The organism is Burkholderia pyrrocinia (assembly GCF_003330765.1).
Classification (GTDB): domain Bacteria; phylum Pseudomonadota; class Gammaproteobacteria; order Burkholderiales; family Burkholderiaceae; genus Burkholderia; species Burkholderia pyrrocinia_B.
This window is the reverse complement of the sequence record NZ_CP024902.1, coordinates 3398513-3424755: the sequence shown is the minus strand read 5'-3', so window position 1 is coordinate 3424755 and position 26243 is coordinate 3398513. Positions and strand designations below refer to the sequence as shown.

Annotated in this window: 27 protein-coding genes and 1 pseudogene; 6 read left to right on the top strand and 22 right to left on the bottom strand. The window is 67.2% G+C overall.

The features are described 5' to 3' along the window. Window positions 1–109: 109 nt before the first annotated feature. The 11 genes from CUJ89_RS16585 to CUJ89_RS38535 all read right to left on the bottom strand — a co-directional run bounded on the left by CUJ89_RS16585 (window position 110) and on the right by CUJ89_RS38535 (window position 13041). The gene (locus CUJ89_RS16585; protein ID WP_114178267.1) at window positions 110–1411 is read right to left on the bottom strand and encodes an NAD(P)/FAD-dependent oxidoreductase; all 1302 of its coding nucleotides are present in this window, start codon (window positions 1409–1411) and stop codon (window positions 110–112) included. 25 nt (window positions 1412–1436) lie between these two features. Beyond that, the gene (locus CUJ89_RS16580) at window positions 1437–2741 is read right to left on the bottom strand and encodes an NAD(P)/FAD-dependent oxidoreductase (RefSeq protein ID WP_114178266.1); all 1305 of its coding nucleotides are present in this window, start codon (window positions 2739–2741) and stop codon (window positions 1437–1439) included. Window positions 2742–2850: 109 nt separating this feature from the next. Next, the gene (locus CUJ89_RS16575; RefSeq protein ID WP_114178265.1) at window positions 2851–4443 is read right to left on the bottom strand and encodes a DUF3138 family protein; all 1593 of its coding nucleotides are present in this window, start codon (window positions 4441–4443) and stop codon (window positions 2851–2853) included. Window positions 4444–4558: 115 nt separating this feature from the next. Next, on the bottom strand, window positions 4559–5404 hold the full coding sequence (locus CUJ89_RS16570; protein ID WP_114178264.1) for an ABC transporter permease subunit: 846 nt from the start codon (window positions 5402–5404) through the stop codon (window positions 4559–4561). After that, window positions 5401–6387: an ABC transporter permease subunit gene (locus tag CUJ89_RS16565; protein ID WP_114178263.1), complete on the bottom strand. Its 987-nt coding sequence runs from the start codon at window positions 6385–6387 to the stop codon at window positions 5401–5403. Before CUJ89_RS16565 ends, CUJ89_RS16570 begins: the two co-directional genes overlap by 4 nt. 10 nt (window positions 6388–6397) lie before the next feature. Then, the gene (locus CUJ89_RS16560) at window positions 6398–7552 is read right to left on the bottom strand and encodes an ABC transporter ATP-binding protein (RefSeq protein WP_114178262.1); all 1155 of its coding nucleotides are present in this window, start codon (window positions 7550–7552) and stop codon (window positions 6398–6400) included. A gap of 188 nt (window positions 7553–7740) precedes the next feature. Then, complete coding sequence (locus tag CUJ89_RS16555) at window positions 7741–8856, bottom strand: polyamine ABC transporter substrate-binding protein (RefSeq protein ID WP_114178261.1); 1116 nt, start codon at window positions 8854–8856, stop codon at window positions 7741–7743. 61 nt (window positions 8857–8917) lie between these two features. After that, complete coding sequence (locus tag CUJ89_RS16550; RefSeq protein ID WP_114178260.1) at window positions 8918–10345, bottom strand: aspartate aminotransferase family protein; 1428 nt, start codon at window positions 10343–10345, stop codon at window positions 8918–8920. Window positions 10346–10380: 35 nt separating this feature from the next. Then, complete coding sequence (locus tag CUJ89_RS16545; protein ID WP_114178652.1) at window positions 10381–11718, bottom strand: glutamine synthetase family protein; 1338 nt, start codon at window positions 11716–11718, stop codon at window positions 10381–10383. A 29-nt stretch (window positions 11719–11747) separates the two neighbouring features. Continuing rightward, on the bottom strand, window positions 11748–12533 hold the full coding sequence (locus CUJ89_RS16540; RefSeq protein ID WP_114178259.1) for a gamma-glutamyl-gamma-aminobutyrate hydrolase family protein: 786 nt from the start codon (window positions 12531–12533) through the stop codon (window positions 11748–11750). A gap of 283 nt (window positions 12534–12816) precedes the next feature. Then, the gene (locus CUJ89_RS38535) at window positions 12817–13041 is read right to left on the bottom strand and encodes a hypothetical protein (RefSeq protein ID WP_114178258.1); all 225 of its coding nucleotides are present in this window, start codon (window positions 13039–13041) and stop codon (window positions 12817–12819) included. A gap of 413 nt (window positions 13042–13454) precedes the next feature. On the opposite strand from CUJ89_RS38535, the gene CUJ89_RS16530 reads away from it, so the two are divergent. Further along, window positions 13455–14006, top strand: coding sequence for a cupin domain-containing protein (locus tag CUJ89_RS16530; RefSeq protein ID WP_114178651.1), 552 nt, complete (start codon window positions 13455–13457; stop codon window positions 14004–14006). 87 nt (window positions 14007–14093) lie between these two features. Further along, on the top strand, window positions 14094–15584 hold the full coding sequence (locus tag CUJ89_RS16525) for an aldehyde dehydrogenase (protein ID WP_114178257.1): 1491 nt from the start codon (window positions 14094–14096) through the stop codon (window positions 15582–15584). A gap of 49 nt (window positions 15585–15633) precedes the next feature. Here the strand turns inward: CUJ89_RS16525 and CUJ89_RS16520 are convergent, their stop codons facing one another. Further along, window positions 15634–15834, bottom strand: coding sequence for a heavy-metal-associated domain-containing protein (locus CUJ89_RS16520; protein ID WP_059695248.1), 201 nt, complete (start codon window positions 15832–15834; stop codon window positions 15634–15636). Window positions 15835–16150: 316 nt separating this feature from the next. On the opposite strand from CUJ89_RS16520, the gene CUJ89_RS16515 reads away from it, so the two are divergent. Then, entirely contained in the window at window positions 16151–16483 is a 333-nt protein-coding gene (locus tag CUJ89_RS16515) for a cupredoxin domain-containing protein (RefSeq protein ID WP_114178256.1), read from the top strand. 12 nt (window positions 16484–16495) lie between these two features. Further along, window positions 16496–17332, top strand: a complete 837-nt coding sequence (locus CUJ89_RS16510; protein ID WP_114178255.1) for an FTR1 family iron permease — start codon at window positions 16496–16498, stop codon at window positions 17330–17332. Window positions 17333–17409: 77 nt separating this feature from the next. Here the strand turns inward: CUJ89_RS16510 and CUJ89_RS16505 are convergent, their stop codons facing one another. From CUJ89_RS16505 to CUJ89_RS16465, 9 genes and pseudogenes are all read right to left on the bottom strand, one after another. Further along, a complete protein-coding gene (locus CUJ89_RS16505; protein WP_114178254.1) occupies window positions 17410–17628 on the bottom strand; it encodes a hypothetical protein in 219 nt (72 codons plus the stop codon). Further along, on the bottom strand, window positions 17628–18077 hold the full coding sequence (locus CUJ89_RS16500) for a hypothetical protein (RefSeq protein ID WP_114178650.1): 450 nt from the start codon (window positions 18075–18077) through the stop codon (window positions 17628–17630). Before CUJ89_RS16500 ends, CUJ89_RS16505 begins: the two co-directional genes overlap by 1 nt. Window positions 18078–18169: 92 nt before the next feature. Beyond that, complete coding sequence (locus CUJ89_RS16495; protein WP_114178253.1) at window positions 18170–18490, bottom strand: helix-turn-helix domain-containing protein; 321 nt, start codon at window positions 18488–18490, stop codon at window positions 18170–18172. Next, window positions 18486–18854 (bottom strand): annotated as a pseudogene (locus tag CUJ89_RS16490) (type II toxin-antitoxin system RelE/ParE family toxin); the annotation flags it as partial. The pseudogene CUJ89_RS16490 and the gene CUJ89_RS16495, both read right to left, overlap by 5 nt. A 130-nt stretch (window positions 18855–18984) precedes the next feature. Then, window positions 18985–20802, bottom strand: a complete 1818-nt coding sequence (gene glmS / locus CUJ89_RS16485) for a glutamine--fructose-6-phosphate transaminase (isomerizing) (RefSeq protein ID WP_114178252.1) — start codon at window positions 20800–20802, stop codon at window positions 18985–18987. A 55-nt stretch (window positions 20803–20857) separates the two neighbouring features. Next, on the bottom strand, window positions 20858–22219 hold the full coding sequence (gene glmU / locus CUJ89_RS16480) for a bifunctional UDP-N-acetylglucosamine diphosphorylase/glucosamine-1-phosphate N-acetyltransferase GlmU (protein ID WP_114178251.1): 1362 nt from the start codon (window positions 22217–22219) through the stop codon (window positions 20858–20860). A 135-nt stretch (window positions 22220–22354) separates the two neighbouring features. Next, window positions 22355–23350: a tRNA 2-thiocytidine(32) synthetase TtcA gene (ttcA, locus tag CUJ89_RS16475; RefSeq protein ID WP_114178250.1), complete on the bottom strand. Its 996-nt coding sequence runs from the start codon at window positions 23348–23350 to the stop codon at window positions 22355–22357. Next, window positions 23347–23751, bottom strand: coding sequence for a dihydroneopterin aldolase (locus CUJ89_RS16470; protein ID WP_072437480.1), 405 nt, complete (start codon window positions 23749–23751; stop codon window positions 23347–23349). The genes ttcA and CUJ89_RS16470 overlap by 4 nt, the downstream gene beginning before the upstream one ends. A gap of 77 nt (window positions 23752–23828) precedes the next feature. After that, entirely contained in the window at window positions 23829–24578 is a 750-nt protein-coding gene (locus tag CUJ89_RS16465) for an SDR family oxidoreductase (RefSeq protein WP_114178249.1), read from the bottom strand. 13 nt (window positions 24579–24591) lie between these two features. Between CUJ89_RS16465 and CUJ89_RS16460 the strand changes: the two genes are divergently transcribed. Next, window positions 24592–25788, top strand: coding sequence for a class I SAM-dependent methyltransferase (locus CUJ89_RS16460; protein WP_114178248.1), 1197 nt, complete (start codon window positions 24592–24594; stop codon window positions 25786–25788). Between the two features lies 1 nt (window position 25789). Beyond that, on the top strand, window positions 25790–25984 hold the full coding sequence (locus tag CUJ89_RS16455) for a DUF2905 domain-containing protein (protein ID WP_006484654.1): 195 nt from the start codon (window positions 25790–25792) through the stop codon (window positions 25982–25984). A 25-nt stretch (window positions 25985–26009) separates the two neighbouring features. Here CUJ89_RS16455 and CUJ89_RS16450 read toward each other — a convergent pair whose 3' ends face one another. Next, complete coding sequence (locus tag CUJ89_RS16450) at window positions 26010–26231, bottom strand: hypothetical protein (protein WP_114178247.1); 222 nt, start codon at window positions 26229–26231, stop codon at window positions 26010–26012. Window positions 26232–26243 lie beyond the last annotated feature (12 nt).

The window sequence follows — 26243 nt, the reverse complement described above, 5'->3', positions numbered from 1 at the left end:
GCTTGCGGCATCGGGCCATTGAAACCGGGCGGCCGCGCGTGTGCGCGGCCGTTTTGCGTTGACGCGGCCGCGCGTGCCGGAACACGGCGCGCGGCACGCGCCGCGCCGCTCAATGCACGCCGAACGCGTCGAGCAGCCGGTACCAGCTCATCGCGAGCACCAGCGCCGGCGTGCGCAGCGCCGCGCCGCCCGGGAAGTCGCGATGCCGGATCTTGTCGAACAGGTCGAAGCGGCTCGCCTGCCCGTCGATCGCCTCGGCGATCAGCTTGCCCGCGAGCGCGGTCGTGTTCACGCCGTGCCCCGAAAACCCCTGTGCGAAGTACATCGTCGGCGCGATGCGGCCGAAGTGCGGCGCGCGGTTCATCGTGATGTCGACGAAGCCGCCCCATGCGTAGTCGACCTTCACGTCCGCGAGCTGCGGGAACGTCTTCAGCATGTCCGCACGCATCGCGGCCGCGAGATCGTTCGGCTGCCGCGTCGAATAGCTGACCTTGCCGCCCCACACGAGCCGCGTGTCGGGTGCCGGCCGGAAGTAGTCGAGCACGAAGCGGCTGTCGCAGATCGCCGCGCGCGCGGGCATCAGCGCGGCGGCGCGCGCTTCGCCGAGCGGCTCGGTCGCGATCACGTAGGTGCCGACCGGCATGATCTTCTTCGCCAGCGCGGGGGCGAGCGTGCCGACGTAGGTATTGCACGCGAGCACGACGAAGCGCGCCCGCACATGACCGTTGCCGGTCTCGACGACGTGGCCGCCCGCGACGTCGCGCACGCGCGTCACGCAGCTGTCTTCGTGGATGCGCACGCCCGCGCCGGTCGCCGCACGGGCGAGGCCGAGCGTGTAGTTGAGCGGATGGAGGTGGCCGCTGTCCGGGTCGTACAAGCCGCCGCAATAGCGGGCGGACTGCACGTAGTCGCCGAGTGCGTCGGCTTCGACGAAGTGGAAGCGGTCGTAACCGAAGCGCTTCGCGGCTTCGTCGCGCCAGCGTTTCAGCGCGTCGGCGTCGCGCTCGGTGTTCGCGGCGGTCAGGTAGCCGGGCACCAGCGCGCAGTCGATGTCGTGCTGCGCGATCCGCGACTTCACGAGCGACAGCGTTTCGAGCCCCATGTCCCAGATGCGCTTCACGTCGCCTTCCGGCATGAATTGCCCGAACGTGTCGATGTCGCACGCAAAGCCGCCGATCAACTGGCCGCCGTTGCGGCCGCTCGCCGCCCATCCGACCCGCGACGCTTCGAGCACGGTCACCGAATGGCCGCGCTCGGCGAGGTTGAGCGCGACGGACAGGCCCGTGAGGCCCGCACCGATCACGCACACGTCGGCGTCGGCCGCGCCGGCGAGCGGCGCGTGGCGGGTCGTATCGTTGGCGGTCGCCGCGTAGTAGGACGCGACGTGCGGCTGGTTGGCGAATGTCTGCATGATCAGGAGAACGGAGAAAGAGGGCTCAGAACAGCTCGCGCACGCGGTGGTACAGCATCCCGAGTTCGAGCGCGGGTTGCCGCCATGCGTCGCCGCCGGGAAAGCGCCGGTGGCGCATGCGCGCGAACAGGTCGAACGCGCGCGTGTCGCCCGCGATCGCGCCGGCGATCGCGCGTCCGGCGATGCCGGTGAGCGCGACGCCGTGCCCGCTGAAGCCCTGGACGTAGAAGAAGTTCGGATCGAGCGTGCCGAAGTCCGGCGCGCGGTTGCGCGTGACGTCGACGAAGCCGCCCCACGCGTGGTCGACGCGCACGTCGCCAAGTTGCGGGAACACGCCGGCCATGCGCTGCCGGATCGTTTCGGCGAGCGTGGCGGGCGACGCACCGGCCGAATTCGCGCGGCCGCCGAACAGCATCCGGTGGTCGGCCGACAGCCGGAAGTAGTCGAGGAAGAAGTTGTTGTCGCATACGGCTTCGCGCCGCGCGATCAGCGCGTCGGCGCGTGCCTGGCCGAGCGGCTCGGTCGCGATGATGTAGGACGCGATCGGCGCGATGCGTGCGGCGGTCGCGGCGGGCAGCACGCCGCCCGGGCCCGCGTTGCAGCACGACACGACGAAGCGGCAGCGCACCTCGCCCGACGGCGTGTGCACGACGGGCCGTGCGCCGCGCACGACGTCGAGCGCGGGCGTGTGCGCGTACAGCGCGACGCCTTCGCGGCGCGCGGCATCGGCGAGGCCGAGGCAGTACTTGAGCGGATGCAGGTGGCCCGACAGCGGATCGTGCACGCCGGCCAGGTAACGCGCGGATGCAATGCGCGTGCGGATTTCGCCGGTGTCGAGCCACGTGAGCGACGGATGGCCCCAGCGCGACGTCGCGGCGCTCATCCACGCACGCAGGTCGTCGATGCGGCGCGGCTTCGTCGCGACCGTGAGGTAGCCGCGCGTGTAGTCGCAGTCGATCCCGTAGTGCGCGATCCGCTCGGCGATCAGCGCGACGCCGTCGAGCGACAGCGACCACGCGGCGCGCGCGCCGTCGGCGCCGAGCTGCCGCTCGATCTCTTCATCCTTCGCGAAGCCGGTGATCGCCTGCCCGCCGTTGCGGCCCGACGCGCCCCAGCCGGGCCGGTGCGCGTCGATCACCGCGACCGACAGCCCGCGCGCGCGGCAGTCGAGCGCCGTCGACAGGCCGGCGAAACCGGCGCCGATCACGCAGACATCGACGTCGATCGTGTCGTCGAGCACCGGGTCATCGACCACGGGCCGTGCGGCCGTCGCTTCGTAGTACGAGTCGCGCGCGAGCGCATCGGCGCGGCGGGTGAAAGACTGCGTCATCAAACCGACTCCCTCGAAAAGGCTGCAACGGCACGCGACCGGCCGGCAGCCGCCGTTGAAAACGGCGCGGGACGCCGTGCGCGCGGCACGGCGTCCCGCGCGGCCAGCGTCAGAACGAATAGATGAACTGCGTCGCGAGCAGGTCGTTGGACTTGCCGTACGAACCGTCGTTGCGCAGGAACACCTTGTTGTTCGCCCAGTCGTGCCGGTATTCGACCTTCACGGTGATCTGCTGGGTCGGATAGAACAGCAGGTCGAGCGCGACGTCCTGGCGCACGGCGCCCTTGCACTCGAAGCCCAGGCCGCCGCCGGCCTTCGACATCGCGAGGCAGTCCGCATCGACGCCGAAGCCGTTGTTCGGATCCATCCCGTTGCCGTTCAGCGCGATGCCGCCGCCGCCGCCGCCGTTCTTCGTGTTGGCGAGCAGGTCGTAGCGCAGCGTCACGCCCATGCGGCCGACCACCGGCGCGTTGAACTTGCGGTGCGCGAGCAGCGACAGGCCGTACCACTGCGCGAGCCCGCCGTTGAATGCCGCATGCTGCTGCCGGCCGTAGTCGACTTCGGCGTTGTACTGGATATCGGCGAGCGTGTAGGTCGCGTCGAGTTCGCCGAAGAAGAACGAACCGTAGGCGCTCGGTGAGGCACCACCCGGGCCATAGTTAACGCCGATTTGCTGGCCGGTCACCGGATCTGTCACTGCCGCCGATGACAGCGTCTGCCGCCCGATGTTGAACGAACCGCCGAGGTCAAGTGCGCTCGACCACGTGTAGTCCGCGCGCGCGGTGAAGGTCGGCACCCTGTTGCTGGTGGTGATCGGGTCGCCGAGCGCATTGGTGCCCGTTTGCGTGACCGAGCCGTAGGTGCGGTACTGCTCGTTGCCGACGAAGAACTTCCACGCCCAGCTGCCCTTCGTGTAGTTCGCGCCGACGCCGACGTAGCTGCCCGGATCCGAGAAATCGTACAGCAGGTTGTGCGTGAGCGTGAGCATCTGGTTCGACTGCTGCACTTCGTAGCCGCCGAAGCTCGGGATCAGGCCGGCGACCAGCGTCGTCTCGGCGGTGATCGGCACGTTGATGACCGCCGTGTTCAGCAGGTTGTCGGTGATCGAGCCGCGCGAGTTCTGCAGCAGCGTGATGCCGTTGCCGCGGTTCGGCATCAGCGTGATTTCCGCCGACGGCGCCATCGGGCCGACGCCGAAGGTCTTCTTGATGTCGAGGTAGAGATCACCGAACGTGCTGTTGAAGTAGTTGTACGCGTTCTCGTGGTTCGCGAACAGGAACGACGACGTGCCGGCCGCGCGGTTGTAGATGTAGGTCGGATCGATGTAGCCCGTCACCGACAGGCCGGCGAGCGGGCCCGTGTTGGCCGCGTCCGTCAGCGAGTCGACCTTCAGCTGCTGGTTCGCGATCTGCTGCTTCATCTCGCTGACGTCGTCGTTGGTCAGCGTGGCGCGCGCCTTGCCGTAGTCCGGCGAGCCCGGATCGGCGGCCACCTCGGCCGGCGCAGCGGCGGCCTTCGCGCCGGACTGCGCGACAACGGCGCCGCCCGGCTTCGCGCCGAGCTGCGCCTGCATGGCCTTCATCTGCTTCTGCAGCGCCGCGACCTGCGCCTGCAGCGCCTTGATCTCGGCGGATGTCGAGCCGGCCAGCGCGATGCCCGGCAACGCGCCGGCCACCAGCAGGCAGATCAGTTTCTTCTTCATTGCGGATTCTCCTTGTCGTGCGCCTGTCGATACGTGATCGAATCGCGCGCCGCCTCTGGGCGGCGCGCCTTGCTTGTTTGCAGTGCTTGTTATCGTCGGAACAGGAAGCGGGACGTCATGCTGCCGCCACCGCGAACGCCGCCTTCATGTCGGCCACCCGGCGTCGCTCGCGCGCGATCATCATCCGGTTCACGACGATCACGCCGACCGTCACGGCCGTGATGAACAGCGTCGCCAGCGCGTTCATCTCCGGGTTCAGCCCCAGCCGCACGCGCGAGAACACCACCAGCGGCAGCGTCGTCGACCCCGGCCCCGACAGGAACGCCGACAGCACCAGGTCGTCGATCGACAGCGTGAACGACAGCAGCCAACCCGACAGAAGCGCCTGCGAGATCAGCGGCAGCGTCACCACGAAGAACACCTTCAGCGGCGTCGCCCCAAGATCGAGCGCGGCCTCTTCCAGCGACTTGTTCATCTCCTTCACCCGCGACTGCACGATGATCGCCACGTACGACACGCACAGCATCACGTGACCGATCCAGATCGTCAGCATCCCGCGCCCCTTCGGCCAGCCGAACATCTGCTCCAGTGCAACGAACAGCAGCAGCAGCGAGATGCCCTGGATCACTTCCGGAATCACCAGCGGCGCGTTGATCATCCCCGTGTACAGCGTGAAGCCCTTGAAGCGGCCGAAGCGCGCCAGCACGAAGCCCGCCCACGTGCCGATCACGACCGACGCGGTGGCCGTCAGCAGGCCGATCTTCAGCGACAGCCATGCGGCGGTCAGCAGCTCGTCGTCCTGCCACAGCGCCGCGTACCACTTCAGCGAGAAGCCCGACCACACCGTCACCAGCTTCGACTCGTTGAACGAGTACACGACCAGGCTGATGATCGGGATGTACAGGAACAGGAACCCGAAGGCGAGAACGCCCGTCGACAGCGGTTTGCTCGGCTTGATCATTTCGCTTCCTCCAGTTCCTTGACCTGGTAGTACTGGAACAGCGCCATCGGCACCAGCAGCAGCATCACCATCGCGACCGTCACCGCGGACGCCATCGGCCAGTCCATGTTGTTGAAGAATTCATCCCACATCACGCGGCCGATCATCAGCGTGTCCGCGCCGCCGAGCAGTTCCGGAATCACGTACTCGCCCACCGCCGGGATGAACACCAGCAGGCTGCCGGCGATGATCCCGTTCTTCGACAGCGGCAGCGTGATCCGCGTGAACGCGACCCACGGCTTCGCGCCAAGGTCATAGGCGGCCTCGAGCAGCGTGAGGTCCATCTTCACCAGGTGCGCGTACAGCGGCATCACCATGAACGGCAGGTACGAATAGACCATCCCGATGTAGACGCCCGCATCGCTGTGATACAGCCGCAGCGGCGTGTGGATGATGCCGAGCGCGATCAGCGTGTGGTTCAGCAGGCCGTCGTCCTTCAGGATGCCGATCCATGCGTACACGCGGATCAGGAACGACGTCCAGAACGGCAGCATCACGGCCATCATCAGCACGTTGCGCCGGTTCGGCTCGGCACGCGCGATGTAGTACGCCATCGGGTAACCGATCAGCAGGCACAGCACGGTCGACACGGCGGCCATCTTCAGCGAGCTGAGGTAGGTCGCGATGTACAGGTCGTCCTGCAGCAGGAACGCGTAGTGCGACAGCTGCATCGCGAAGTGCACGACGCCGTCCTTGAACTCGACGAGCGACGTGTACGGCGGGATGCCCATCACCTGGTCGGCGAAGCTGATCTTCAGCACCAGCACGAACGGCAGCGCGAAGAAGACTGCGAGCCACAGGAACGGCACGCCGATCGCGACGCTGCGGCCCGACGGCAGGAAACGCGACAGCGCGGCGAAGCGGCTCGGGCGGGCCCGGCCGGCGTCGGTGCTCGCGGCGCCGGACGACACCGGCGCGGACGGAGTGGAAGCGGAGGTTCTCATCGTGTCGTCCTCACTGCGTCAGCACGACGCCGCTGGCCGGCGACCACGACACGAACACGTCGTCGTTCCAGGCCGGCGCACTGTCGTGCAGCAGGTGCGAGCTCGACAGGTTCGACACGACCGTCTTGCCGCTCGGCAGGCGCACGTGATACAGCGAGTAGCTGCCCATGTACGCGATGTCGGTCACCACGCCGCGCGCCCAGTTGTGCTTCGATCCCGGCTTCTCGCGCGACACGTGCACGCGTTCCGGGCGCACCGAGATGCCGACCGGCATCCCGAGCGGGCCCGTCACGCCGTGGCTCACGTACATGCGCGTTTCGAGGTCGTCGCTTTCGACGAAGATGTGATCGGGTTCGTCCTCGACCACGCGCCCTTCGAACAGGTTGGTCGAGCCGATGAATTCGGCCGAGAAGCGGCTGTTCGGGAACTCGTACACTTCGCCGGGCGCGCCGATCTGCACGATCTTGCCTTCGCTCATTACCGCGAGGCGGCTGGCCATCGTCATCGCCTCTTCCTGGTCGTGCGTGACCATCACGCAGGTCACGTCGACCTTCTCGATGATGTTCACGAGTTCGAGCTGGGTCTTCTGGCGGATCTTCTTGTCGAGCGCGGACATCGGCTCGTCGAGCAGCAGCAGCTTCGGGCGCTTGACCAGCGAGCGCGCCAGCGCGACGCGCTGCTGCTGGCCGCCGGAGAGCTGGTGCGGCTTGCGCTGCGCATACTTGCTCATCTGCACCAGCGCGAGCGCGTCGGCCACGCGCTCCTTGATTTCGTGCTTCGGCGTGCCTTCCTGCTTCAGGCCGAACGCGACGTTCGATTCGACCGACATGTGCGGGAACAGCGCGTACGACTGGAACATCATGTTCACCGGGCGGCGGTACGGCGGCAGCGACGCGAGGTCCTCGCCGTCGACGAAGATCTTGCCGGAGGTGGCCGTCTCCAGCCCGGCGAGCATGCGCAGCAGCGTCGACTTGCCGCAGCCCGAGCTGCCGAGCAGCGCGAACAGCTCGTTCTTCGCGATCGTCAGGTTCACATTGTCGACGGCCGTGCTGTCGCCGAATTTCTTCACGACGTTTTCGATGCGTACGAACGCGTCGTTTTGCGTACGGGGCGCGGCGGCCGGTTGAGTCTGTCTTGCAGCAGCGGAAGAGGGTATCGATTGCATGGGAGTCACCATTCGTTCTTCACGGATTGCAGGCGTGAGCGTTCCCGCGCGACGCGCATGACGCGACTCGCGGGCAACGGCTCGTGCCGGATGGAACAGTGCGCGCGGTGCGCGCGGGCGGACGGATGTCCGCGGATCTCAGGCGGGCAGGCGTGGAGCGATGCCTGCGCCGCCGTGATGCGCGGCGATCAGTGGCCGGTCTTCAGTTGCGCCCACAGGCGGTTCTGGAGGCGCAGGATGTCGGCCGGCATCGGCTTCATCAGCACCATCTTCTTCAGCACGTCTTCCGGCGGGTAGACGGTCGGGTCCTGTGCGACGGACGGCGTGACGAACGGGTGCGCGGCCTTGTTCGCGGTCGGGTAGAACACCGTGTTGGTGATCGCCGCGTTGACCTTCGGATCGGAGACGTAGTTGATCCACTTCAGCGCGCTCTCGGGGTGCGGCGCGTCCTTCGGGATCACCATCACGTCGAACCACAGCAGCCCGCCTTCCTTCGGGTTCGAGAACTTGATGTCGTACGAGCGCTTCGCTTCGGCCGAGCGACGGTGTGCGATGCCGACGTCGCCCGACCAGCCGAGCGCGACGCATACGTCGTTGTTCGCGAGGTCGTTGATGTAGCCGGACGAGTTGAACTGGGTGATGTACGGGCGGACTTTCTTCAGGACTTCGAATGCGGCCTGGTAATCGCCGGGGTTCTTGCTGTTCGGATCCTTGCCCATATACTGCAGCGTGGCGGCGAACACGTCGACGGCCTGGTCGAGGAACGACACGCCGCAGCCCTTCAGCTTCTCCATGTTGGCCGGATCGAACACCAGTGCCCAGCTGTCGACGGGCGCCTTGTCGCCGAGTGCCTTCTTCACTGCCTGCGCGTTGTAGCCGATGCCGTCCGTGCCGTAGGCCCAGGGGACGCCGTACTGGTTGCCCGGATCGGCATCCCCGATCATCTTCATCAGCAGCGGGTCGAGGTTCGCGAGGTTCGGAAGCTTCGACTTGTCGAGCTTCTGGTACACGCCGGCCTGGATCTGCTTGGCCATGTAGTTCGACGTCGGCACGACGATGTCGTAGCCCGAACTGCCGGCAAGCAGCTTCGCCTGAAGCGTGTCGTCGCTGTCGTAGTTGTCGTACTTGACGTGGATGCCCGTTTGCTTCTGGAAGTTCGGGATCGTGTCCGGTGCGATGTAGTCGGACCAGTTGTAGACGTTCAGCTCGTCGGCATGCGCCGACGGGCTGGCGACCGACGTGAACGCGGCCGCGGCGGCAAGGGCGGCAACAGAACAGGCTTGGCGAAGAAAGCAGGCACGCATGGTGGAATTCCCCTGGTTATGGCGGCGTGCGGCGCCCGCCGCACGCCTGTAGGCAAGGCCGTTACGAAATACCCAGTTGCTGGGCGGTTGCATCGACGGCCTTCTTCGCCTTCGATACGAGTTCATCGATTTCCTGACGCGAGATCACGAGCGGCGGCGACAGCAGCATCCGGTCGCCGGTCGCACGCATGATCAGGTTGCCGTTGAAGCAGAAGTCGCGGCAGATCGTGCCGACGTCGCCGCCGTTCGCGAAGCGGCGGCGTTCGGCCGGTGCTTCGGACAACTGCAGGCTTGCGACGAGGCCGTGGCCGTGCACTTCACCGACGATCGGGTGACGCGCGAAGGTTTCGCGCATCAGCGCCTGGAAGTACGGGCCCGTGTCGGTCTTCACGCGTTCGACGATCCCTTCGTCGCGCAGCACTTTCAGGTTCGCGACTGCGACGGCCGCGGCGACCGGATGGCCCGAGTACGTGAGGCCGTGGTTGAATTCCCCGTTGTCGATGATCGGCCGCGCGACACGCTCGTGAATGCCGACGGCGCCCATCGGCACATAGCCCGACGTGAGGCCCTTCGCCATCGTGATCAGGTCCGGCTCGAAGCCGAAGTGCTGATGCGCGAACCATTCGCCGGTGCGGCCGAAGCCGCCGATCACTTCGTCGGCGACCAGCAGGATGTCGTACTTGCGGCAGATCCGCTGGATTTCCGGCCAGTACGTCGACGGCGGGAAGATCACGCCGCCCGCGCCCTGGAACGGCTCGCCGATGAATGCCGCGACATTCTCCGCGCCAAGTTCGAGAATCTTCGCTTCGAGCTGCTGCGCGCGCGCGAGGCCGAACGCTTCCGGCGTTTCGCCCGGCTGCGCTTCGCCGAAGAAGTACGGCTGGTCGATGTGCACGATGTGCTCGACCTTCGACGGCATCTGCTCGTGCATGTAGCCCATCCCGCCGAGCGTGCCGCCCGCGATCGTCGAGCCGTGGTAGCCGTTCCTGCGCGAGATCACGTATTTCTTCTGCGGCTTGCCCTGTACGCGCCAGTACTGGTGCACGAGACGCAGCACGGTGTCGTTGCCTTCCGAGCCGCTGTTGCAATAGAAGAAGTGATTGAAGCCGGCCGGCGTCACTTCCGCGAGCAGCGCGGAAAGCTCGATCACCGGCGGGTGCGTCGTCTTGAAGAAGGTGTTGTAGAACGGCAGTTCCTGCAGCTGGCGATACGCGGCATCGGCGAGTTCCTTGCGGCCGTAGCCGACGTTCACGCACCAGAGGCCGGCCATCCCGTCGATGACCTTGTTGCCGTCCGAGTCCCACAGGTAGACGCCGTCGGCCCTTACGATCACGCGGCTGCCCGCGCGGTTGAGCGCGCCCATGTCCGAGAACGGGTGGATGTGGTGCGCGGCGTCGAGCGCGCGGTATTCGGCGGTCGAGCGCTGCTGCGTGGTGCGGGCCGCCGGCGCGGCGGGCTGGATCCAGGCTGATTCGTTGCGGTACGTCATGTTTCCTCCGTGATTCCGTATGGCGGTGCGCGCGCTTATACGTGCAGCAGCAGATGGCGGCGTTCCCACGAGCTGATCACGCGGAAGAACGCTTCGTATTCGGTTTCCTTCAGCGCGAAATACGCCTTCAGGAATTTCTGGCCGAGAATTTCGCCGAGCGGCTCGCATGCGGCCATCAGCGTCAAGCCTTCCTCCAGGTTGCGCGGCAACTGGTACGGCAGGTCGTAGCCGTCGCTGACGAGCGGCTCGGTCGGCTCCAGGCGCTGCGTCATGCCGAGGTAGCCGGCCGCGAGCGTCGCGGCGAGCGCGAGGTACGGGTTGCAGTCGACGCCCGGAATGCGGTTCTCGATGCGGCGCGCCACGGGGCTCGAGTGCGGGATGCGGAAGCCGACCGTGCGGTTGTCGTAGCCCCACTGCACGTTGATCGGCGCGGCCATGAAGCGCGACAGCCGGCGGTACGAGTTGATGTACGGCGCGAAGATCGGCATCAGCGCCGGCGTGTACTTCTGCAGCCCCGCGAGGTAGTTGTAGAACATCGACGTCGCACCGCCCGTTTCCGGCGACGTGAACAGGTTCCGGCCCGTTTCCTCGTCGACGATGCTCTGGTGCACGTGCATCGCGGAACCCGGCTCGTTCTCCATCGGCTTGGCCATGAAGGTGGCGTACATGTTGTGCCGCAGCGCGGCCTCGCGCACCGTGCGCTTGAACAGGAACACCTGGTCGGCCAGCGACAGCGGGTCGCCGTGCATGAAGTTGATCTCCATCTGCGCGGCGCCGACTTCGTGGATCAGCGTGTCGATGTCGAGGCCCTGCGACTCGCAGTACTCGTAGATGTCCTCGAACAGCGGATCGAATTCGTTGACGGCCTCGATCGAATACGACTGGCGGCCCGTTTCGGGGCGGCCCGTGCGGCCGACCGGCGGGCGCAGCGGCAGGTCGGGGTCCTTGTTCATGTCGACGAGGTAGAACTCGAGCTCGGGAGCGACGACCGGCTTCCAGCCCTTCGCCTTGTACAGGTCGAGCACGCGGCGCAGCACGTAGCGCGGCGAGATCTCGACCGGCGAGCCGTCGAAGTGCACGCAATCGTGGATCACCTGCGCGGTCGGGTCGACGGCCCACGGGATCAGGCGGATCGTCGACGGATCGGGCACACACACCATGTCGGGATCGGTCACGCCCGTCAGCGAGCCGTCTTCCGGATACTCGCCGGTGACGGTCTGCACCATCACGGCCTGCGGCAGCCGCATCGATTCGCCGGACGTGAACTTGTTGCGCGGCGTGATCTTGCCGCGCGCGATGCCGGCCATGTCGGGGATGATCGCCTCGACCTCGGTAATGCGGTGTTGCTTCAGAAAATCTTCGATGTCTTGCATATTCGTTCTCGTTGGTTGGTCGGCCGCGCTCAGGCGAGCGCGGCGGCGGCCCTGGTACGCGTACGGGCATCCCGGCGGGCGCGGCACGCATCGCCGAACGCGCGGAAGATCGCGGTCGACAGCGGGTCGAGCGCATGGCGCCATTCCGGATGCCATTGCACGGCGAGCGCGAAAGCCGGTGCGTCGACGACGCTCACGGCCTCGATCAGGCCGTCCGGCGCGACGGCCTCGATCGCGAGGCCGGAGCCGAGTTGCGCGATGCCCTGTTTATGCAGCGAATTCACCTGAACTTCGTCGCGGCCGCCGGCGAGCGCATGCAGCACGCCGCCGGGCGTCAGGCGCACGACGTGCGCGGGGCCGTACTGCGTGTCCATCGGCGCGGCATCGTCCTCGCGGTGATCGGCGAAGCCCGGCACTTCATGCACGCGCTGGTGCAGCGTGCCGCCGCAGACGACGTTCAGCTCCTGGAAGCCGCGGCATAAGGCGAGCACGGGCACGCCCGCGGCGATTGCCGCACGCAGCAGCGGCAGCGTCGTCGCGTCGCGTGCCGGGTCGTGCTTCGTGCCGGGCGCGCTCGGCTCGCCACCGTACCGATGCGGCTCGATGTTCGAATAGCTGCCGGTAAACAGCAGGCCGTCGACCGTATCGAGCACGTCGTCGACCGACTGGCGTTCGCCGAGCGCGGGCAGCACCATCGCGAACGCGTGCGCGCCGTCGACGATCGCGGCGACGTATTTGTCGCCGACCGTATGCGACGCGTGCGTGCCGATTTGCGTGTAGTCGGCGGTGAGGCCGACGAGGGGTTTCCTTTCCATGACGTCAATCAGTTATCCGAAGGGCTGTTGCGTGCGTCTTGCCGGATGCGGCGAAACGCAGGCGTGCAGCAGCCCCGCAGCCTGGCGCAAAGCGCAAGGCCGCTGGTGAATGGGCGCAACGGGATGGCGTGGCGATCCGCGCTGCGCGCGACGATCAGGCCGTCGTTCGTTTCATTGCGACACGCGACGCGGCAACGAATGCGCGAACGCGTTCCGTCACCGCACGGACGATGCGGTTGGCGAATCGGCAGACGAAACGAACGACGTGAAGAAAGGAGAGGCGCTACGGCAGCAGCGACGCCACTTCGTCGGTATCGACGGCGACGAATGCGCGTGCGGAAACAGCGTTGTGACGCCGAACGGAACGACGGGACAGGATGGTGTAGATCGACAGATGAAGCAGGCGAGGACTATGCCAGCCGCAACTGCCATCGGAAGCGGGCGCCGCGCCGCGCGAACTTCGCGCAACGCTTCGATCCCACCTCACCAGAGGGCCACGGACTCTCACGATTACACTCGACTGGTTTGTTGAAAATATTGAGCACCTGAACGTTTCAACGCGCTGGGCGTTTAAAATAATCAAGGCGCCGGTCCTGCGTCATTTACATTGATGGGCATCAATTTTTGCGTTGCGATAACGCGTTTTGTTGCCTATGAAAGCCTGATGACGCTGACCTGAGAGCCAGCATATACGAGCCAAAAACGGCGTCAAATGTTTTTTAACGGTCTTGTATCAGGGCTTTCCCGAGCAGTGCGAACAAAATATTCGCAAAAGGAATAACCGGCGAGGTGTTGATTATTTCGAACGCCTTTCAGGGTTTTCCCCGCTGATATGCGGCATAAAGTGATTAGAATATTCAACGGCTGTCCACTGCGTCGTTTCACTTTGTCATCGCACTTATCGTGTCCGAAACCGAACCGATGTCCACCGAAGTCGCCGAGCGCCTGCGTTTCGTGCGCAACAAGCATGGCCTGTCGCAGCGCGAACTCGCGAAGCGCGCCGGCGTCACCAATGGCACGATCTCGCTGATCGAACAGGGCCGCGTGAGCCCGTCGGTCGGCTCGCTGAAGAAACTGCTCGAATGCATACCGATGAGTCTCGCGGAGTTCTTCACGTTCGAGCTCGTCGAATCGCGCTCGGTCGTGTCGCGTCGCGACGAGATGCCGAACCTCGGTAACGACACGCTCGCGTTTCATCTGGTCGGCGCGAGCGTGAAGGACCGCAACATGTGCATCCTGCGCGAGATCTACCACCCGCACGCCGATACGGGGCCCGAGATGCTCGTGCACGCGGGGCACGAGGGCGGTGTCGTCGTGTCGGGCCGGCTCGAGCTGACCGTCGACGGCGCGACGTGGCTGCTCGACCCCGGAGACGGCTACTACTTCGAAAGCCGTTTGCCGCACCGTTTTCGCAATCCCAGCGCGGAACTGATTTGCGAGGTCGTCTCGGCCAATTCGCCGGCGACCTTCTGACCGCGCGTCACCGCATTCGCTGACGGCGGCTGCGCGACCAGCGCGCGGCGTGCCGCATCGCGAATGCCACAACATTGAGGCTTCCTGATGAACAAGTTGACTTTGGCTGACTGGCAGGACAAGGCGGCGTCGCTCGAGATCGAAGGGCGCGCATTCATCGACGGCGCGTCGCGCGACGCGCATGGCGGCAAGACGTTCGACTGCGTGAGCCCGATCGACGGCCGCGTGCTGGCGAAGGTCGCCGAGTGCAGCGAAGCCGACGTGAACGCGGCCGTCGCGGCCGCGCGCCGCGCGTTCGACGCAGGCGTGTGGGCCGGCCTGAACCCGCGTGCGCGCAAGGCCGTGCTGCTGCGCTGGGCCGCGCTGATGCGCGAGCATCTCGACGAACTGTCGCTGCTCGAGACGCTCGACGCGGGCAAGCCGATCGGCGACACCACGACGGTCGACGTGCCGGGCGCCGCGTACTGCGTCGAATGGTTTGCGGAGGCGATCGACAAGGTCGGCGGCGAGGTTGCGCCGGCCGATCATCATCTCGTCGGGCTCGTCACGCGCGAACCGGTCGGTGTGGTGGCGGCCGTCGTGCCGTGGAACTTCCCGATCCTGATGGCCGCGTGGAAATTCGGCCCCGCGCTCGCGGCCGGCAACAGCGTCGTGCTGAAGCCGTCGGAGAAGTCGCCGCTGACCGCGATCCGCGTCGCGCAACTCGCGCATGAGGCCGGCATTCCGGCCGGCGTGTTCAACGTCGTGCCGGGTGCAGGCGAACCCGGCAAACTGCTCGCGCTGCATCGCGACGTCGACTGCATCGCGTTCACGGGCTCGACGGCGGTCGGCAAGCTGATCATGCAGTACGCCGCGCAGTCGAACCTGAAGCGCGCGTGGCTCGAACTCGGCGGCAAGTCGCCGAACATCGTGCTGCCCGATTGCCCCGATCTCGACCGCGCCGCGCAGGCCGCGGCCAGCGCGATCTTCTACAACATGGGGGAGATGTGCACGGCCGGCTCGCGGCTGCTCGTGCATCGCGACATCAAGGACGCGTTCATCGAGAAGCTCGTGGCGGCCGCGCGCGCGTACGTGCCCGGCAACCCGCTCGATCCGTCGGTGTCGATGGGCGCGATCGTCGACGGCATCCAGCTCGAGCGCGTGCTCGGCTATATCGACGCGGGGCGCAGCGAAGGCAGGCTGGTCACGGGCGGCGCGCGCGTGAAGGCGGAAACGGGCGGCTTCTACGTCGAGCCGACGGTGTTCGAGGTGAAGCCCGATGCGAGGATCGCGCGCGAGGAGATCTTCGGGCCCGTGTTGTCGGTGATCGTGTTCGACGACGTCGACGAGGCCGTGCGGATCGCGAACGACACCGAATACGGGCTGGCCGCGGCCGTGTGGACGTCGAACCTGACGACTGCGCACGACGTGTCGCGCCGGCTGCGTGCGGGCACGGTGTGGGTGAACTGCTACGACGAGGGCGGCGACATGAACTTCCCGTTCGGCGGCTACAAGCAGTCGGGCAACGGTCGCGACAAGTCGCTGCACGCGCTCGAGAAGTACACCGAGCTGAAGTCGACGCTGATCCGGCTGCACTGACGCGCTGCCGGGGGCGCATCGCCGTTCGGCGGTGCGCCCGCAGCCCGCGTTATGCGCTGCGCAGCGCGGGATGGAAGCCGGCGGCTTCGATGATCGACTGCACGCGCTCGGCGCCTTGCGCCGATTCGACCTTGACGATCTTCGCCGCGACGTCGATGTCGAGCTTCGCGGCCGGATCGGCGGCCGTCACCGCGCGCGTGATCGCGTTGGCACAGCCGCCGCAGGTCATGTCCTGGACTTCGAATTCCATCGTGTTCTCCTGAGTTGACGATTGACGATGGGGCACAGCATGAAGCTTCCTATGGTGGAAAGGTCAAGCGTGCGTTCGCGTGACGAGCGCATGCGTCGAAGTAGCGCAGCGACAGGTATTCGTAAAAATGAGGTCTGGCGAATGAAAGTGCCGCCGCACGCTTCAGTCGGCACTTGTCCCGATTGACCGCGATATGTTGCCGGCCGCTCGCGTTCCCGTGAAGCGCTATCTCCATAATGACAGCGCGGGTACTTGCATTGGAAATGCGAATAGCTCTTACTATCAGTTCCCCTCGATATTTCATTCCGTTCCGACCATGAACCGTTTCGCATTCGGGTGCGCCGTGGCCCTGCTGGGCGCCTCGGCTACCGCCGCCTTCGCCGCCGACGACGTCGTCAACCTGACGTTGAAGGACCACAAGTTTTCGCCCGACGGCGTGACGATCCCGGCCGGCAAGAAGGTGAAGTTCGTCGTGAAGAACCTCGACGCAACGCCGGCGGAATTCGAAAGCGACGACTTCAAGGCGGAGAAGGTCGTGCCGGCCGGCAAGTCGGTCGAGATCCTGGTCGGGCCGCTGAAGGCCGGCACCTACGAGTTTCACGACGAGTATCACGAGGCTCAGTCGAAGACGCACCTGACCGTCAAATAAGCCCATATCGCCATGCTGTCTACTGCCCTGATCGTCTTTCGTGAAGTGCTCGAGGCCGCGCTGGTGGTCTCGATCGTGATGGCCGCCACGAAGGGCGTGCCGCGGCGCGGCTGGTGGGTCGGCGGCGGCCTCGTCGGCGGCGTGATCGGCGCCGGCCTGATCGCGGCGTTCGCCGACGTGATCTCGCAGTGGGCGTCCGGGATGGGCCAGGAGGTCTTCAACGCGGGCGTGATGTTCGTTGCGACGCTGATGCTGGCCTGGCACTGCATCTGGATGAGCCGGCATGGCCGCGAGATGGCGCTGCACATGTCCGCGATCGGCCGGGACGTCGCCGCGGGCAGCCGGCCGTTGACCGGGCTGGCGATCGTCGTCGGCGTCGCGGTGCTGCGCGAAGGGTCCGAGGCGGTGTTGTTCCTGTACGGCATCGCGGCAGGCGATCCCGGGCAGACGCCGCAGATGATCGTCGGCGGGCTGCTCGGCGTGCTCGGCGGGGCCGGGCTCGGCTATGCGATGTATGCCGGCCTGCTGCAGATTCCGCTGAAGCGCCTGTTCGCCGTTACCAACGGGCTGATCGTGCTGCTCGCAGCGGGGATGGCGAGCCAGTGCGTCGGCTTCCTGCTGGCGGCGGGCCTCGTTCCGTCGTGGGGCGACACGATCTGGGACACGTCGTGGCTGCTCAAGGATTCGAGCATCGTCGGCAAGGCGCTGCATACGCTGATCGGCTATACGGCCCGCCCGGCCGGCATCCAGATCGTCGCGTATGTCGGCACGCTCGTCGCGATCGTCGTGCTGGCCCGGCTCGTCGGCCGGCCGCAGCAGCGGATTCTGCCGCCGCAACAGGCCGCCTGAAGGCCGGCCCGATACGAAGAAAAAGGGGCGTCCACTCCGCGGACGCCCCTTTTGTGTTTGTCGACGGACCTGACCGTTCAGCGGTGGTTGTCGATCCATGCGCGAGCCCATTCGAGCCCGGCATCGCGTGCGGCGTCTTCGGTGTCGAATACGCCGAGCACGCCGGACGCTTCGACGAGCCGGTTGTTCTGCGTGATCGTGCCGCTCGCCGCGAAGCGTTCGGGCTGCAGGATCTCGTCCTGCTGCAGGATCGCGTGGCCCCAGATCTGGTAGCCGCGGTAGGTTTGCGCTTCCATTATCGAGTCACCTCCGCAGAGCGGTTGTGCGTGCCGACCCGCAGCACGTTGCCGTCCGGCGTGTATTGCCGCGGGATGTTGGAGAAATTGAGCGCGTGCGTCGCGTCGGGGCCGGCAGGCTGCATCACCGTGAGACGGCCCGGCGCGGGCTGCGCGACGGGGCGCGGTGCGGCCGGCGTGTCGGCCGCGGCGGCGGGCGGACGATGCGAACCGGCTTTCACGGCCTGCGCGACGCGGCGCTTGTGCGGCTTCACGGCGGCCTTCGGCGTTGCGCTCGCGTGCTTCTCCGCGCTCTTGCCGGCGCGCGCGTCGGCGCCCGCATGCGCTGGCGTCCGTGCTGCCGGCTGCCGCGCCTCGGGCGGGTTCCAGACCTCGACGTAGTGCTCGGCGGCCCAGCCCGTCGACGCGAACGTCAGCGCCAGCAAACCGCATCCAATCAGTCTTGCCATTGTCTCTCCGTCATATTCCTTGCGGTTCGCGTCGCGGTATCCGGTGCGGCCCGCGTTCGGTCGGCCGTGCATGCGCATTCGGGGAAGCCGGCTCAGGAGAACACCTCGAGCCCGTGTTTCTCGACGATCTGGAGCATCCGTGCGGCGATGCCGCTCGGCCGCTTGTCGCCCTGTTCCCATTGGCAGATCGTCGACGTTGTCGTGTTCAGGTAGAGCGCGAACACGCTCTGGCTGACGTTGACGGCTTTGCGGATGCGGGCGATCGCTTCCGGATCGAACTGCGGGGCGGCTTCGATGCAGAGATCGTCGTATTCGCGCATCGTCTTCTTGTCGATCAGCCTGGCGCGATAAAGGCCCGACGCGGCGCTGTGGATCGCCTCCGTTGCGTCGCTCTTGAATCGACTCTTGGCCATTGCAAATCTCCACAAGCTCTTTCAACGCGATCAGCGTCGCGATGTCGATGTCGGCGTCGGTGCGGCGCGCGACGTCCGCAGCGAGCTTTCTGAAGGCACGCAGTTCGCGTTCGTCGATGTCGTCCTTGTCGCGCTTCGCGAACAGGAACACGAAAACCCACGCTTGCCCGACCTTGCTCAGCACGATCCCGCGCTGCCGATTGCCGTCCAGGCGCTTTTTCCAGACGTTGCCGCCGAGCTCGACGCTCTGGCCGCGCGCCAGTTCCCGCGTGGCGCGGCAGAGTTCTGCATCGGCGATTCCTGCTTTTCTGGCTGCCTTGTGAAACCACTTCGTCTTGAAGACGCGTCGTACGGAGGCGGGCATATCGGGCCGATCGAGTTAGCACAGGATTATATGCCACTACGTGGTACATATTTCGACCTGGCCGAATGGCCTGCTTCGCGCCGGTACGTGGTCGGGACGGCCCGGCGGGGGCCATCCCGGTCGACCGGATTTACTCCACCGTCACCGATTTCGCGAGGTTCCGCGGCTTGTCGACGTCGGTGCCGCGCGCACACGCGGTGTGATACGCGAGCAGCTGCAGCGGCACGACATGCAGGATCGGCGACAGTTGCCCGTAGTGCTCCGGCATCCGGATCACGTGCAGGCCGTCGTCGTTGACGATCTGCGTATCGGCATCGGCGAACACGTACAGCTCGCCACCGCGCGCGCGCACTTCCTGCATGTTCGACTTCAGCTTCTCGAGCAGCGCGTCGTTCGGCGCGACCGTGACGACCGGCATCGCTTCCGTGACGAGCGCGAGCGGCCCGTGCTTCAGTTCGCCGGCCGGATAGGCCTCGGCATGGATATACGAGATTTCTTTCAGCTTCAGCGCGCCTTCGAGCGCGATCGGGTAGTGCAGCCCGCGGCCAAGGAACAGCGCGTTTTCCTTGCGCGCGAATTCTTCCGACCACGCGATGATCTGAGGCTCCAGCGCGAGCACGCTGTTCAGCGCGGCCGGCAGGTGGCGCAGCTGCTTCAGGAATTCCGCTTCCTGCGCAGCGTCGACGCGCCCGCGCAGCTTGCCGAGCGTCGCGGCCAGCACGAACAGCGCGACGAGCTGCGTCGTGAACGCCTTCGTCGACGCGACGCCGATCTCGGTGCCCGCGTGCGTCAGGAACTGCATTTCGGTGAGGCGCACCATCGCGCTCGTCGCGACGTTGCAGACCGCGAGCGTGTGCGTGTGGCCGAGCGACTGCGCATGCTTGAGCGCCGCGAGCGTGTCGGCCGTCTCGCCCGACTGCGAGATCACGAGCACGAGCTGGCGCGGGTTCGGCACCGACTCGCGGTAGCGGTATTCGCTCGCGATCTCGACCTGGGTCGGGATCTTCGCGATCGATTCGAGCCAGTACTTCGCGGTGAGGCCCGAGTAGTAGCTCGTGCCGCACGCGAGGATCAGCAGGCTGTCGATCTCCGCGAACGCGGCGGGCGCGGCGTCGCCGAACAGCGTCGCGTCGAACGCGTCGGTCTGCGGCACGGTATCGCCGATCGCGCGCGGCTGCTCGAAGATTTCCTTCTGCATGAAGTGGCGATAGGGTCCGAGCTCGACCGCGCCGCCATAGGCGCTGACGACGCGGGTCTCGCGCTGCGCGAGCGCGCCGCTGCGGTCGACGATCTTCACGCCGTCGAGCGACAGCTCGCACACGTCGCCTTCCTCGAGGAACGTGAAGCGGTCGGTGCTGCCCGCCAGCGCGAGCGCATCGGACGCGAGGAAGTTCTCGCCGTCGCCGTGGCCGACGACGAGCGGCGAACCCTGGCGCGCGCCGACGACGGTGTGCGGCTGGTCCTTGTGGATCACGGCGATCGCATACGCGCCGTGCAGCTGCTGCACGGCGTCGCGCACGGCGTCGAACAGGTTGCCGCGATACAGGCTGTGCACGAGGTGCGCGATCACTTCGGTGTCGGTCTGCGACACGAATTCGTAGCCCTTCGCGCGCAGCGCTTCGCGCAGCGGCTCGAAGTTCTCGATGATGCCGTTGTGGACGAGCGCGAGCGCGTCCGACGAGAAGATCGGGTGCGCGTTGTGCGTGACGGGCGCGCCGTGCGTGGCCCAGCGCGTGTGCGCGACGCCCGTCGTGCCTTCGAGGTGCGATTCGCGCACCTGCGCGTCGAGATCGGCGACGCGCGCGACGCTGCGCGCGCGCTTCGGACCGTTCGGCTCGAGCACGGCGACGCCGCACGAATCGTAGCCACGGTATTCGAGGCGCCGCAATCCTTCGATCAGCACCGGAACGATATTACGCTGCGCAACTGCGCCGACAATGCCGCACATGAATGGGTCAGTCCTGTAAGTCGACGCGGGCGCCGTCCGGGCGCCCGCAAAAGGTTCAGCTTTTCTTCTTGACCGGGCGGACGTAGCCGCTCTTCGCGATCTGGGTCTTCTCGTTCAATGCGAGCAGGCCGTCGGCGACGTCCTTCCAGACCGTCGTGCCGGCGGCGATCGTCACGCCGCGGCCGACGCGCACCGGCGCGACGAACTGCGTGTCGGAGCCGACGAACACGTCGTCCTCGATCACGGTGCGGAACTTGTTCGCGCCGTCGTAGTTGCAGGTGATCGTGCCCGCGCCGATGTTCACGCGCGCGCCGATGTCGGCGTCGCCGATGTAGGTGAGGTGGTTCGCCTTCGAGCCGTGGCCGATCACCGCGTTCTTCACCTCGACGAAGTTGCCGACGTGCGCTTCGTCCGCGAGCTGCGCGCCGGGGCGCAGCCGCGCGTACGGGCCGATCACGGTGTTCGCGCCGAGCTCGGCGCCGTCGATGTGCGTGAACGCGTCGATGCGCGTGCCGGCGCCGACCGACGCGTTGCGGATCACGCAGTTCGCGCCGATCGTCACGTTGTCGGCGAGCGTCACGTTGCCTTCGAACACGCAGTTCACGTCGATCGATACGTCGCGGCCGCAGCGCAGCGTGCCGCGCACGTCGATGCGCGCCGGATCGGCGAGCGTGACGCCGTCGACGAGCAGGGCTTCCGCGACATTGCGCTGGTGGATGCGCTCGAGTTCCGCGAGCTGCGCCTTGCTGTTCACGCCGAGCGTTTCCCATTCGTCGTCGGGCTGCGACGTGACGACCTCGAAGCCGGCCTCGATCGCGAGTTCGACGACGTCGGTCAGGTAGTACTCGCCTTGCGCGTTTTCGTTCTTCAACGCGCCGAGCCACATCGACAGCTGGGCCGTGGGCGTGACGATGATGCCCGTGTTGATCTCGGCGATCTTCAGCTCTTCCGGCGACGCGTCCTTCTGCTCGACGATGCGCGTGACGAAGCCGGACGCGTCGCGCACGATGCGGCCGTAACCGGTCGGATCGTCGAGCGTGACGGTCAGAATCCCGTAGCGGCCCTCGCGCGCGGCGTCGACGAGACGCCGCAGCGTCGCCGCGCGGGTGAGCGGTACGTCGCCGTACAGCACGAGCGTCGGTTGCGCGGGATCGAGAAGCGGTAGCGCCTGGCGCACCGCGTGGCCGGTGCCGAGCTGCTCGGCCTGCACCGCGAACTGGACGTCGGGCGCGGCGACGGCGGCCTGGACCCGCTCGGCACCGTGGCCGACCACGACGACGAGCCGGGACGGCTGCAGCGTGCGCGCGGTGGCGATGACGTGGGAGAGGAGCGGCCTGCCGGCCAGGGGATGGAGCACTTTCGGCAGCGCGGAACGCATGCGCTTGCCGGTGCCTGCCGCCAAAATCACGATATTCATGGCGTCAGCTTGTCAGAGGAGTTCGAAGCTGACCATTTTAGCATGCGGCCCCCGCCGTTCCGGGGCTGCCGCGCGGGCGCGGCAGCCCCGGAACGGGCGGCCTGCGCCCCGTTCCGGCGGATGTTCCGGCCCCGTTTACAGGTCGTCGAACTGGACGATCGAGATCGGTTTGGCGGCGCCCGGTGCCGCGGTGTCGTCGCCCGACGCGCACGGCTCTTCGTCAAACGCGATGTCGCCGTGCGGATCGGCTTCGCCTGTCGCGCGTAGCGACGCGAACGGGAACAGCGTCGCATCCATCAGGTGCGACGGCACGACCTTCGCGAGTGCGTTGAACATGTTCTCGACGCGGCCCGGGAAGCGCTTGTCCCATTCGCGGATCAACGCCTTCATTTCCGCGCGCTTCAGGTTCGGCTGGCTGCCGCACAGGTTGCACGGGATGATCGGGAATTCGCGCAGCTCCGCGTATTTCTCGAGATCGGTTTCCTTCACGTACGCGAGCGGGCGGATCACGATGTTCTTGCCGTCGTCCGACTGCAGCTTCGGCGGCATCCCCTTCAGCTTGCCGCCGTAGAACATGTTGAGCAGCAGCGTCTGCACGATGTCGTCGCGGTGGTGGCCGAGCGCGATCTTGGTCGCGCCGAGCTCGCCGGCCACGCGGTACAGGATCCCGCGGCGCAGCCGCGAGCACAGCGAGCAGGTTGTCTTGCCTTCGGGCACGAGCCGCTTGACGATGCTGTAGGTGTCCTGGTTCTCGATATGGAACGGCACGCCGACCTGCTTCAGGTATTCGGGCAGCACGTGCTCGGGGAAGCCCGGCTGCTTCTGGTCGAGGTTCACCGCGACGATGTCGAAGTCGATCGGCGCGCGCTCGCGCAGGCGCAGCAGCACGTCGAGCATCGCGTAGCTGTCCTTGCCGCCGGACAGGCAGACCATCACCTTGTCGCCGTGCTCGATCATGTTGTAATCGCCGATCGCCTGGCCGACCTGGCGCACGATCCGCTTGAACAGCTTGTTGTTCTCGTACGCTTCCTTCTGCTCGCGGCGCGTCAGCGCCTGGCGGCCGGCCGGGGCGGCGGTCGCGTCGAGGGGGGCGGCGTCGGCCGCCGTGTCATTCATGTGGGGGGCGTTCATGCGCGCTCCTCGTCCTTGATGCGAAAGACTTCGACGCCGACGGCGTCGCAGTCCGGATAGGCGTCCGGTTTCTCGGTACAGACGCGTACCGCGCGCACGGCGTCGTGCGCCAGCAGGTGCGCGGCGATCGCGTCGCACAGCGTTTCCTGCAGGTGGATGTGGCCGCGCGCCATGCATTGCGCGACGCTCTGCTTCATCAGGTCGTAGTCGACGACTTCGTGCAGCCGGTCGTCGACGGGGGTGGACAGCGCGAGCGGCACGAACAGGTCGACGTTGATGACGACGCGCTGCTCGCCGCGCTTCTCGTGTTCGAAGGCACCGATGTTGATGTGCACTTCGTAATCGCGCAGGTAGAGCCTGCGGCAATCCGCGAGGCGGGGGTGCAGGAGAGCGGAAAACATGGTCGTCCCAGTCAAATTGGCGTGCGCGCACGCAAAGCGGCGCGGGCGGCGGCGGTCAGGCCGCGCGCCCGCGCGGTTCATTCATTCGGGCCGGCGGCGGGCGGCACCAGGTGCTCGCCGCCGTCGACGGTCAGCGTCGCGCCCGTGACGCCGGGCGCGCTCGCGAGATAGCAGGCGGCCGCCGCGATGTCGTCCGCGTGCGGCGCGTGGCCGCGCACGAGCGCCGCGACCCGCACCTTCGGCGCCAGCGCCAGTGCGAGCGCCGACGTCGCGCGGTTCAGCGCGGCCTGCATCAGCGCGTGCGACAGCTGCGCCGGCGCCGGGTGAAACAGCGCCTGGTCCAGCACGTGGATCGCGCACGCGCGCAGCGCTTCGTTATCGCGCGCGGCGTCGGGCGTCGCATCGGCGAGCGCGCGGGCCAGCGCGAGCGGCGCCGTCACGTTGCGCGCGAGTGCGCCGGCGAGCGACGCGCCGTCCACCGTGTGCGCGTCATCGGTGCCCGCGCTGGCGCTCACGAACACCACGCACGCGGGCCGGCCGAGCGCCGCGCCGCACGCGGCCACCAGTGCGGCCGCGTCGGTTTCCAGGGCCAGATCGGCGTCGAGCACGGCCGCGCGGCGGCCGAGCGCCGCGACTTCGGCGACCAGCGCGTCGGCGGCCGCGCGCGGCGCGCCGTGGCCGCGCTGCAACGCGATGTCCCAGCCGCGCCGCGCGAATCCCGTCGCGAGCGCACGGCCGATCGACGCGGCGTCGGCCGCGCTGCCCAGGGCGCCCGCGACGAGCACCACGTGCGCGGGCGACGTCGACGTATCGGCTGAAACGGTCATTTACAATGCCGGGATGAACCCGAAAGCTCACGAACCCGCTAGTTTACCTGCTCCCGGCCCTGACGCGCTTGCGCAGTCCGAAACCCTCGCCGCGCAACTGCGCGACGAGATCGCCGCGGCCGGCGGCTGGCTGCCGTTCGACCGCTTCATGGAGCGCGCGCTGTATGCGCCGGGCCTTGGCTATTACAGCGGCGGCGCGCGCAAGTTCGGGCGCCGCGCCGACGACGGCAGCGACTTCGTCACCGCGCCCGAGCTGTCGCCGCTGTTCGCGCAGACGCTCGCGCAACCGGTGGCGGAAGCCCTCGCGGCGAGCGGCACGCGTCGCGTGATGGAATTCGGCGCCGGCACGGGCAAGCTCGCGGCCGGGCTGCTCGCGGCGCTCGACGCGCTGGGCGCCGGACTCGACGAATACCTGATCGTCGACCTGTCCGGCGAGCTGCGCGAGCGGCAGCGCGATACGATCGCGGCCGCCGCGCCGGCGCTCGCCGGGAAGGTGCGCTGGCTCGACGCGCTGCCGGAGCGGTTCGACGGCGTCGTGGTCGGCAACGAGGTGCTCGATGCGATGCCGGTGCGGCTGTTCGCAAAGGCGGACGGCGCCTGGCACGAGCGCGGCGTCGCGCTCGACGCGCGGCACGCGTTCGTGTTCGACGATCGGCCGGCGGCGCCCGCCAGTCTGCCTCCGGTACTCGCGGGGCTCGACGCCGAGGCCGCCGACGGCTACGTGACCGAGACGCACGAGGCCGCGCTGGCGTTCACGCGCACCGTCTGCACGATGCTCGCGCGCGGCGCGGTGCTGCTGGTCGACTACGGCTTTCCCGCGCACGAGTACTACCATCCGCAGCGCGACCGCGGCACGCTGATGTGCCACTACCGCCACCACGCGCACGACGACCCGTTCCTGTACCCGGGCCTGCAGGACATCACCGCGCACGTCGAATTCACCGGCATCTACGACGCGGCCATCGCCGCCGGCGCCGACCTGCTCGGCTACACGTCGCAGGCGCGCTTCCTGCTGAACGCGGGCATCACCGACGCGCTGGCCGCGATCGATCCGTCCGACATCAGGCAGTTCCTGCCGGCCGCGAACGCGGTGCAGAAGCTGATCTCGGAAGCCGAGATGGGCGAGCTGTTCAAGGTGATCGCGTTCTCGCGCGGGATCGACGGCACGCTCGACGCGTTCGCGCGCGGCGACCGCTCGCATGCGCTCTGACATGCTGCGCTGGCTGATGGCGTCGTTCGTCGCGGTGATGATCCTGACGCGCTGCTGGCCGTGGCTCGGCAAGCTCGGCATCGGGCGAATGCCGGGCGACGTCACGCTGACGCTCGGCGGGCGGCGCTACCCGTTCCCGTTCATGTCGACGCTGGTGCTGACGATGCTGGTATCGATGGTGGCGCGGTTGCTCTGAGCCGCGCCGGAAAGGGCGGCGCGCGTTACAGCTCGATCTCGCCGAGGATCCGGTGCGCGAGCGCCTTCGCCTCGTCGAACGCTTCCTCCTCGCTGGGGCTCGTCGAGTGGACGTCGTAGCGCATGTTCTCGGTGCCGTCCCCGTCGTCCCGTGCGAGGATCACGTAACCCTGGAACTGCCCGTTGCCCGCATGCTGGGTATGTGCCTTGGCCGTGTAGATGCCTTTCGTGAACGTGTTGGTGTCCATCGTGCCTCTCCC

Coding starts and splice junctions, on each gene's coding strand:
- CUJ89_RS16495 (WP_114178253.1), bottom strand. CDS start 18,490: ATGGCCAAGAGTCGATTCAAGAGCGACGCAACGGAGGCGATCCACAGC.
- CUJ89_RS16515 (WP_114178256.1), top strand. CDS start 16,151: ATGAACCGTTTCGCATTCGGGTGCGCCGTGGCCCTGCTGGGCGCCTCG.
- CUJ89_RS16520 (WP_059695248.1), bottom strand. CDS start 15,834: ATGGAATTCGAAGTCCAGGACATGACCTGCGGCGGCTGTGCCAACGCG.
- CUJ89_RS16510 (WP_114178255.1), top strand. CDS start 16,496: ATGCTGTCTACTGCCCTGATCGTCTTTCGTGAAGTGCTCGAGGCCGCG.
- CUJ89_RS16585 (WP_114178267.1), bottom strand. CDS start 1,411: ATGCAGACATTCGCCAACCAGCCGCACGTCGCGTCCTACTACGCGGCG.
- CUJ89_RS16465 (WP_114178249.1), bottom strand. CDS start 24,578: ATGACCGTTTCAGCCGATACGTCGACGTCGCCCGCGCACGTGGTGCTC.
- CUJ89_RS16460 (WP_114178248.1), top strand. CDS start 24,592: ATGAACCCGAAAGCTCACGAACCCGCTAGTTTACCTGCTCCCGGCCCT.
- glmU (WP_114178251.1), bottom strand. CDS start 22,219: ATGAATATCGTGATTTTGGCGGCAGGCACCGGCAAGCGCATGCGTTCC.
- CUJ89_RS16500 (WP_114178650.1), bottom strand. CDS start 18,077: ATGGCAAGACTGATTGGATGCGGTTTGCTGGCGCTGACGTTCGCGTCG.
- CUJ89_RS16525 (WP_114178257.1), top strand. CDS start 14,094: ATGAACAAGTTGACTTTGGCTGACTGGCAGGACAAGGCGGCGTCGCTC.
- CUJ89_RS16450 (WP_114178247.1), bottom strand. CDS start 26,231: ATGGACACCAACACGTTCACGAAAGGCATCTACACGGCCAAGGCACAT.
- glmS (WP_114178252.1), bottom strand. CDS start 20,802: ATGTGCGGCATTGTCGGCGCAGTTGCGCAGCGTAATATCGTTCCGGTG.
- CUJ89_RS16555 (WP_114178261.1), bottom strand. CDS start 8,856: ATGCGTGCCTGCTTTCTTCGCCAAGCCTGTTCTGTTGCCGCCCTTGCC.
- CUJ89_RS16575 (WP_114178265.1), bottom strand. CDS start 4,443: ATGAAGAAGAAACTGATCTGCCTGCTGGTGGCCGGCGCGTTGCCGGGC.
- CUJ89_RS16550 (WP_114178260.1), bottom strand. CDS start 10,345: ATGACGTACCGCAACGAATCAGCCTGGATCCAGCCCGCCGCGCCGGCG.
- CUJ89_RS16560 (WP_114178262.1), bottom strand. CDS start 7,552: ATGCAATCGATACCCTCTTCCGCTGCTGCAAGACAGACTCAACCGGCC.
- CUJ89_RS16470 (WP_072437480.1), bottom strand. CDS start 23,751: ATGTTTTCCGCTCTCCTGCACCCCCGCCTCGCGGATTGCCGCAGGCTC.
- CUJ89_RS16505 (WP_114178254.1), bottom strand. CDS start 17,628: ATGGAAGCGCAAACCTACCGCGGCTACCAGATCTGGGGCCACGCGATC.
- CUJ89_RS16530 (WP_114178651.1), top strand. CDS start 13,455: ATGTCCACCGAAGTCGCCGAGCGCCTGCGTTTCGTGCGCAACAAGCAT.
- ttcA (WP_114178250.1), bottom strand. CDS start 23,350: ATGAACGCCCCCCACATGAATGACACGGCGGCCGACGCCGCCCCCCTC.
- CUJ89_RS16565 (WP_114178263.1), bottom strand. CDS start 6,387: ATGAGAACCTCCGCTTCCACTCCGTCCGCGCCGGTGTCGTCCGGCGCC.
- CUJ89_RS16580 (WP_114178266.1), bottom strand. CDS start 2,741: ATGACGCAGTCTTTCACCCGCCGCGCCGATGCGCTCGCGCGCGACTCG.
- CUJ89_RS16455 (WP_006484654.1), top strand. CDS start 25,790: ATGCTGCGCTGGCTGATGGCGTCGTTCGTCGCGGTGATGATCCTGACG.
- CUJ89_RS16540 (WP_114178259.1), bottom strand. CDS start 12,533: ATGGAAAGGAAACCCCTCGTCGGCCTCACCGCCGACTACACGCAAATC.
- CUJ89_RS16545 (WP_114178652.1), bottom strand. CDS start 11,718: ATGCAAGACATCGAAGATTTTCTGAAGCAACACCGCATTACCGAGGTC.
- CUJ89_RS16570 (WP_114178264.1), bottom strand. CDS start 5,404: ATGATCAAGCCGAGCAAACCGCTGTCGACGGGCGTTCTCGCCTTCGGG.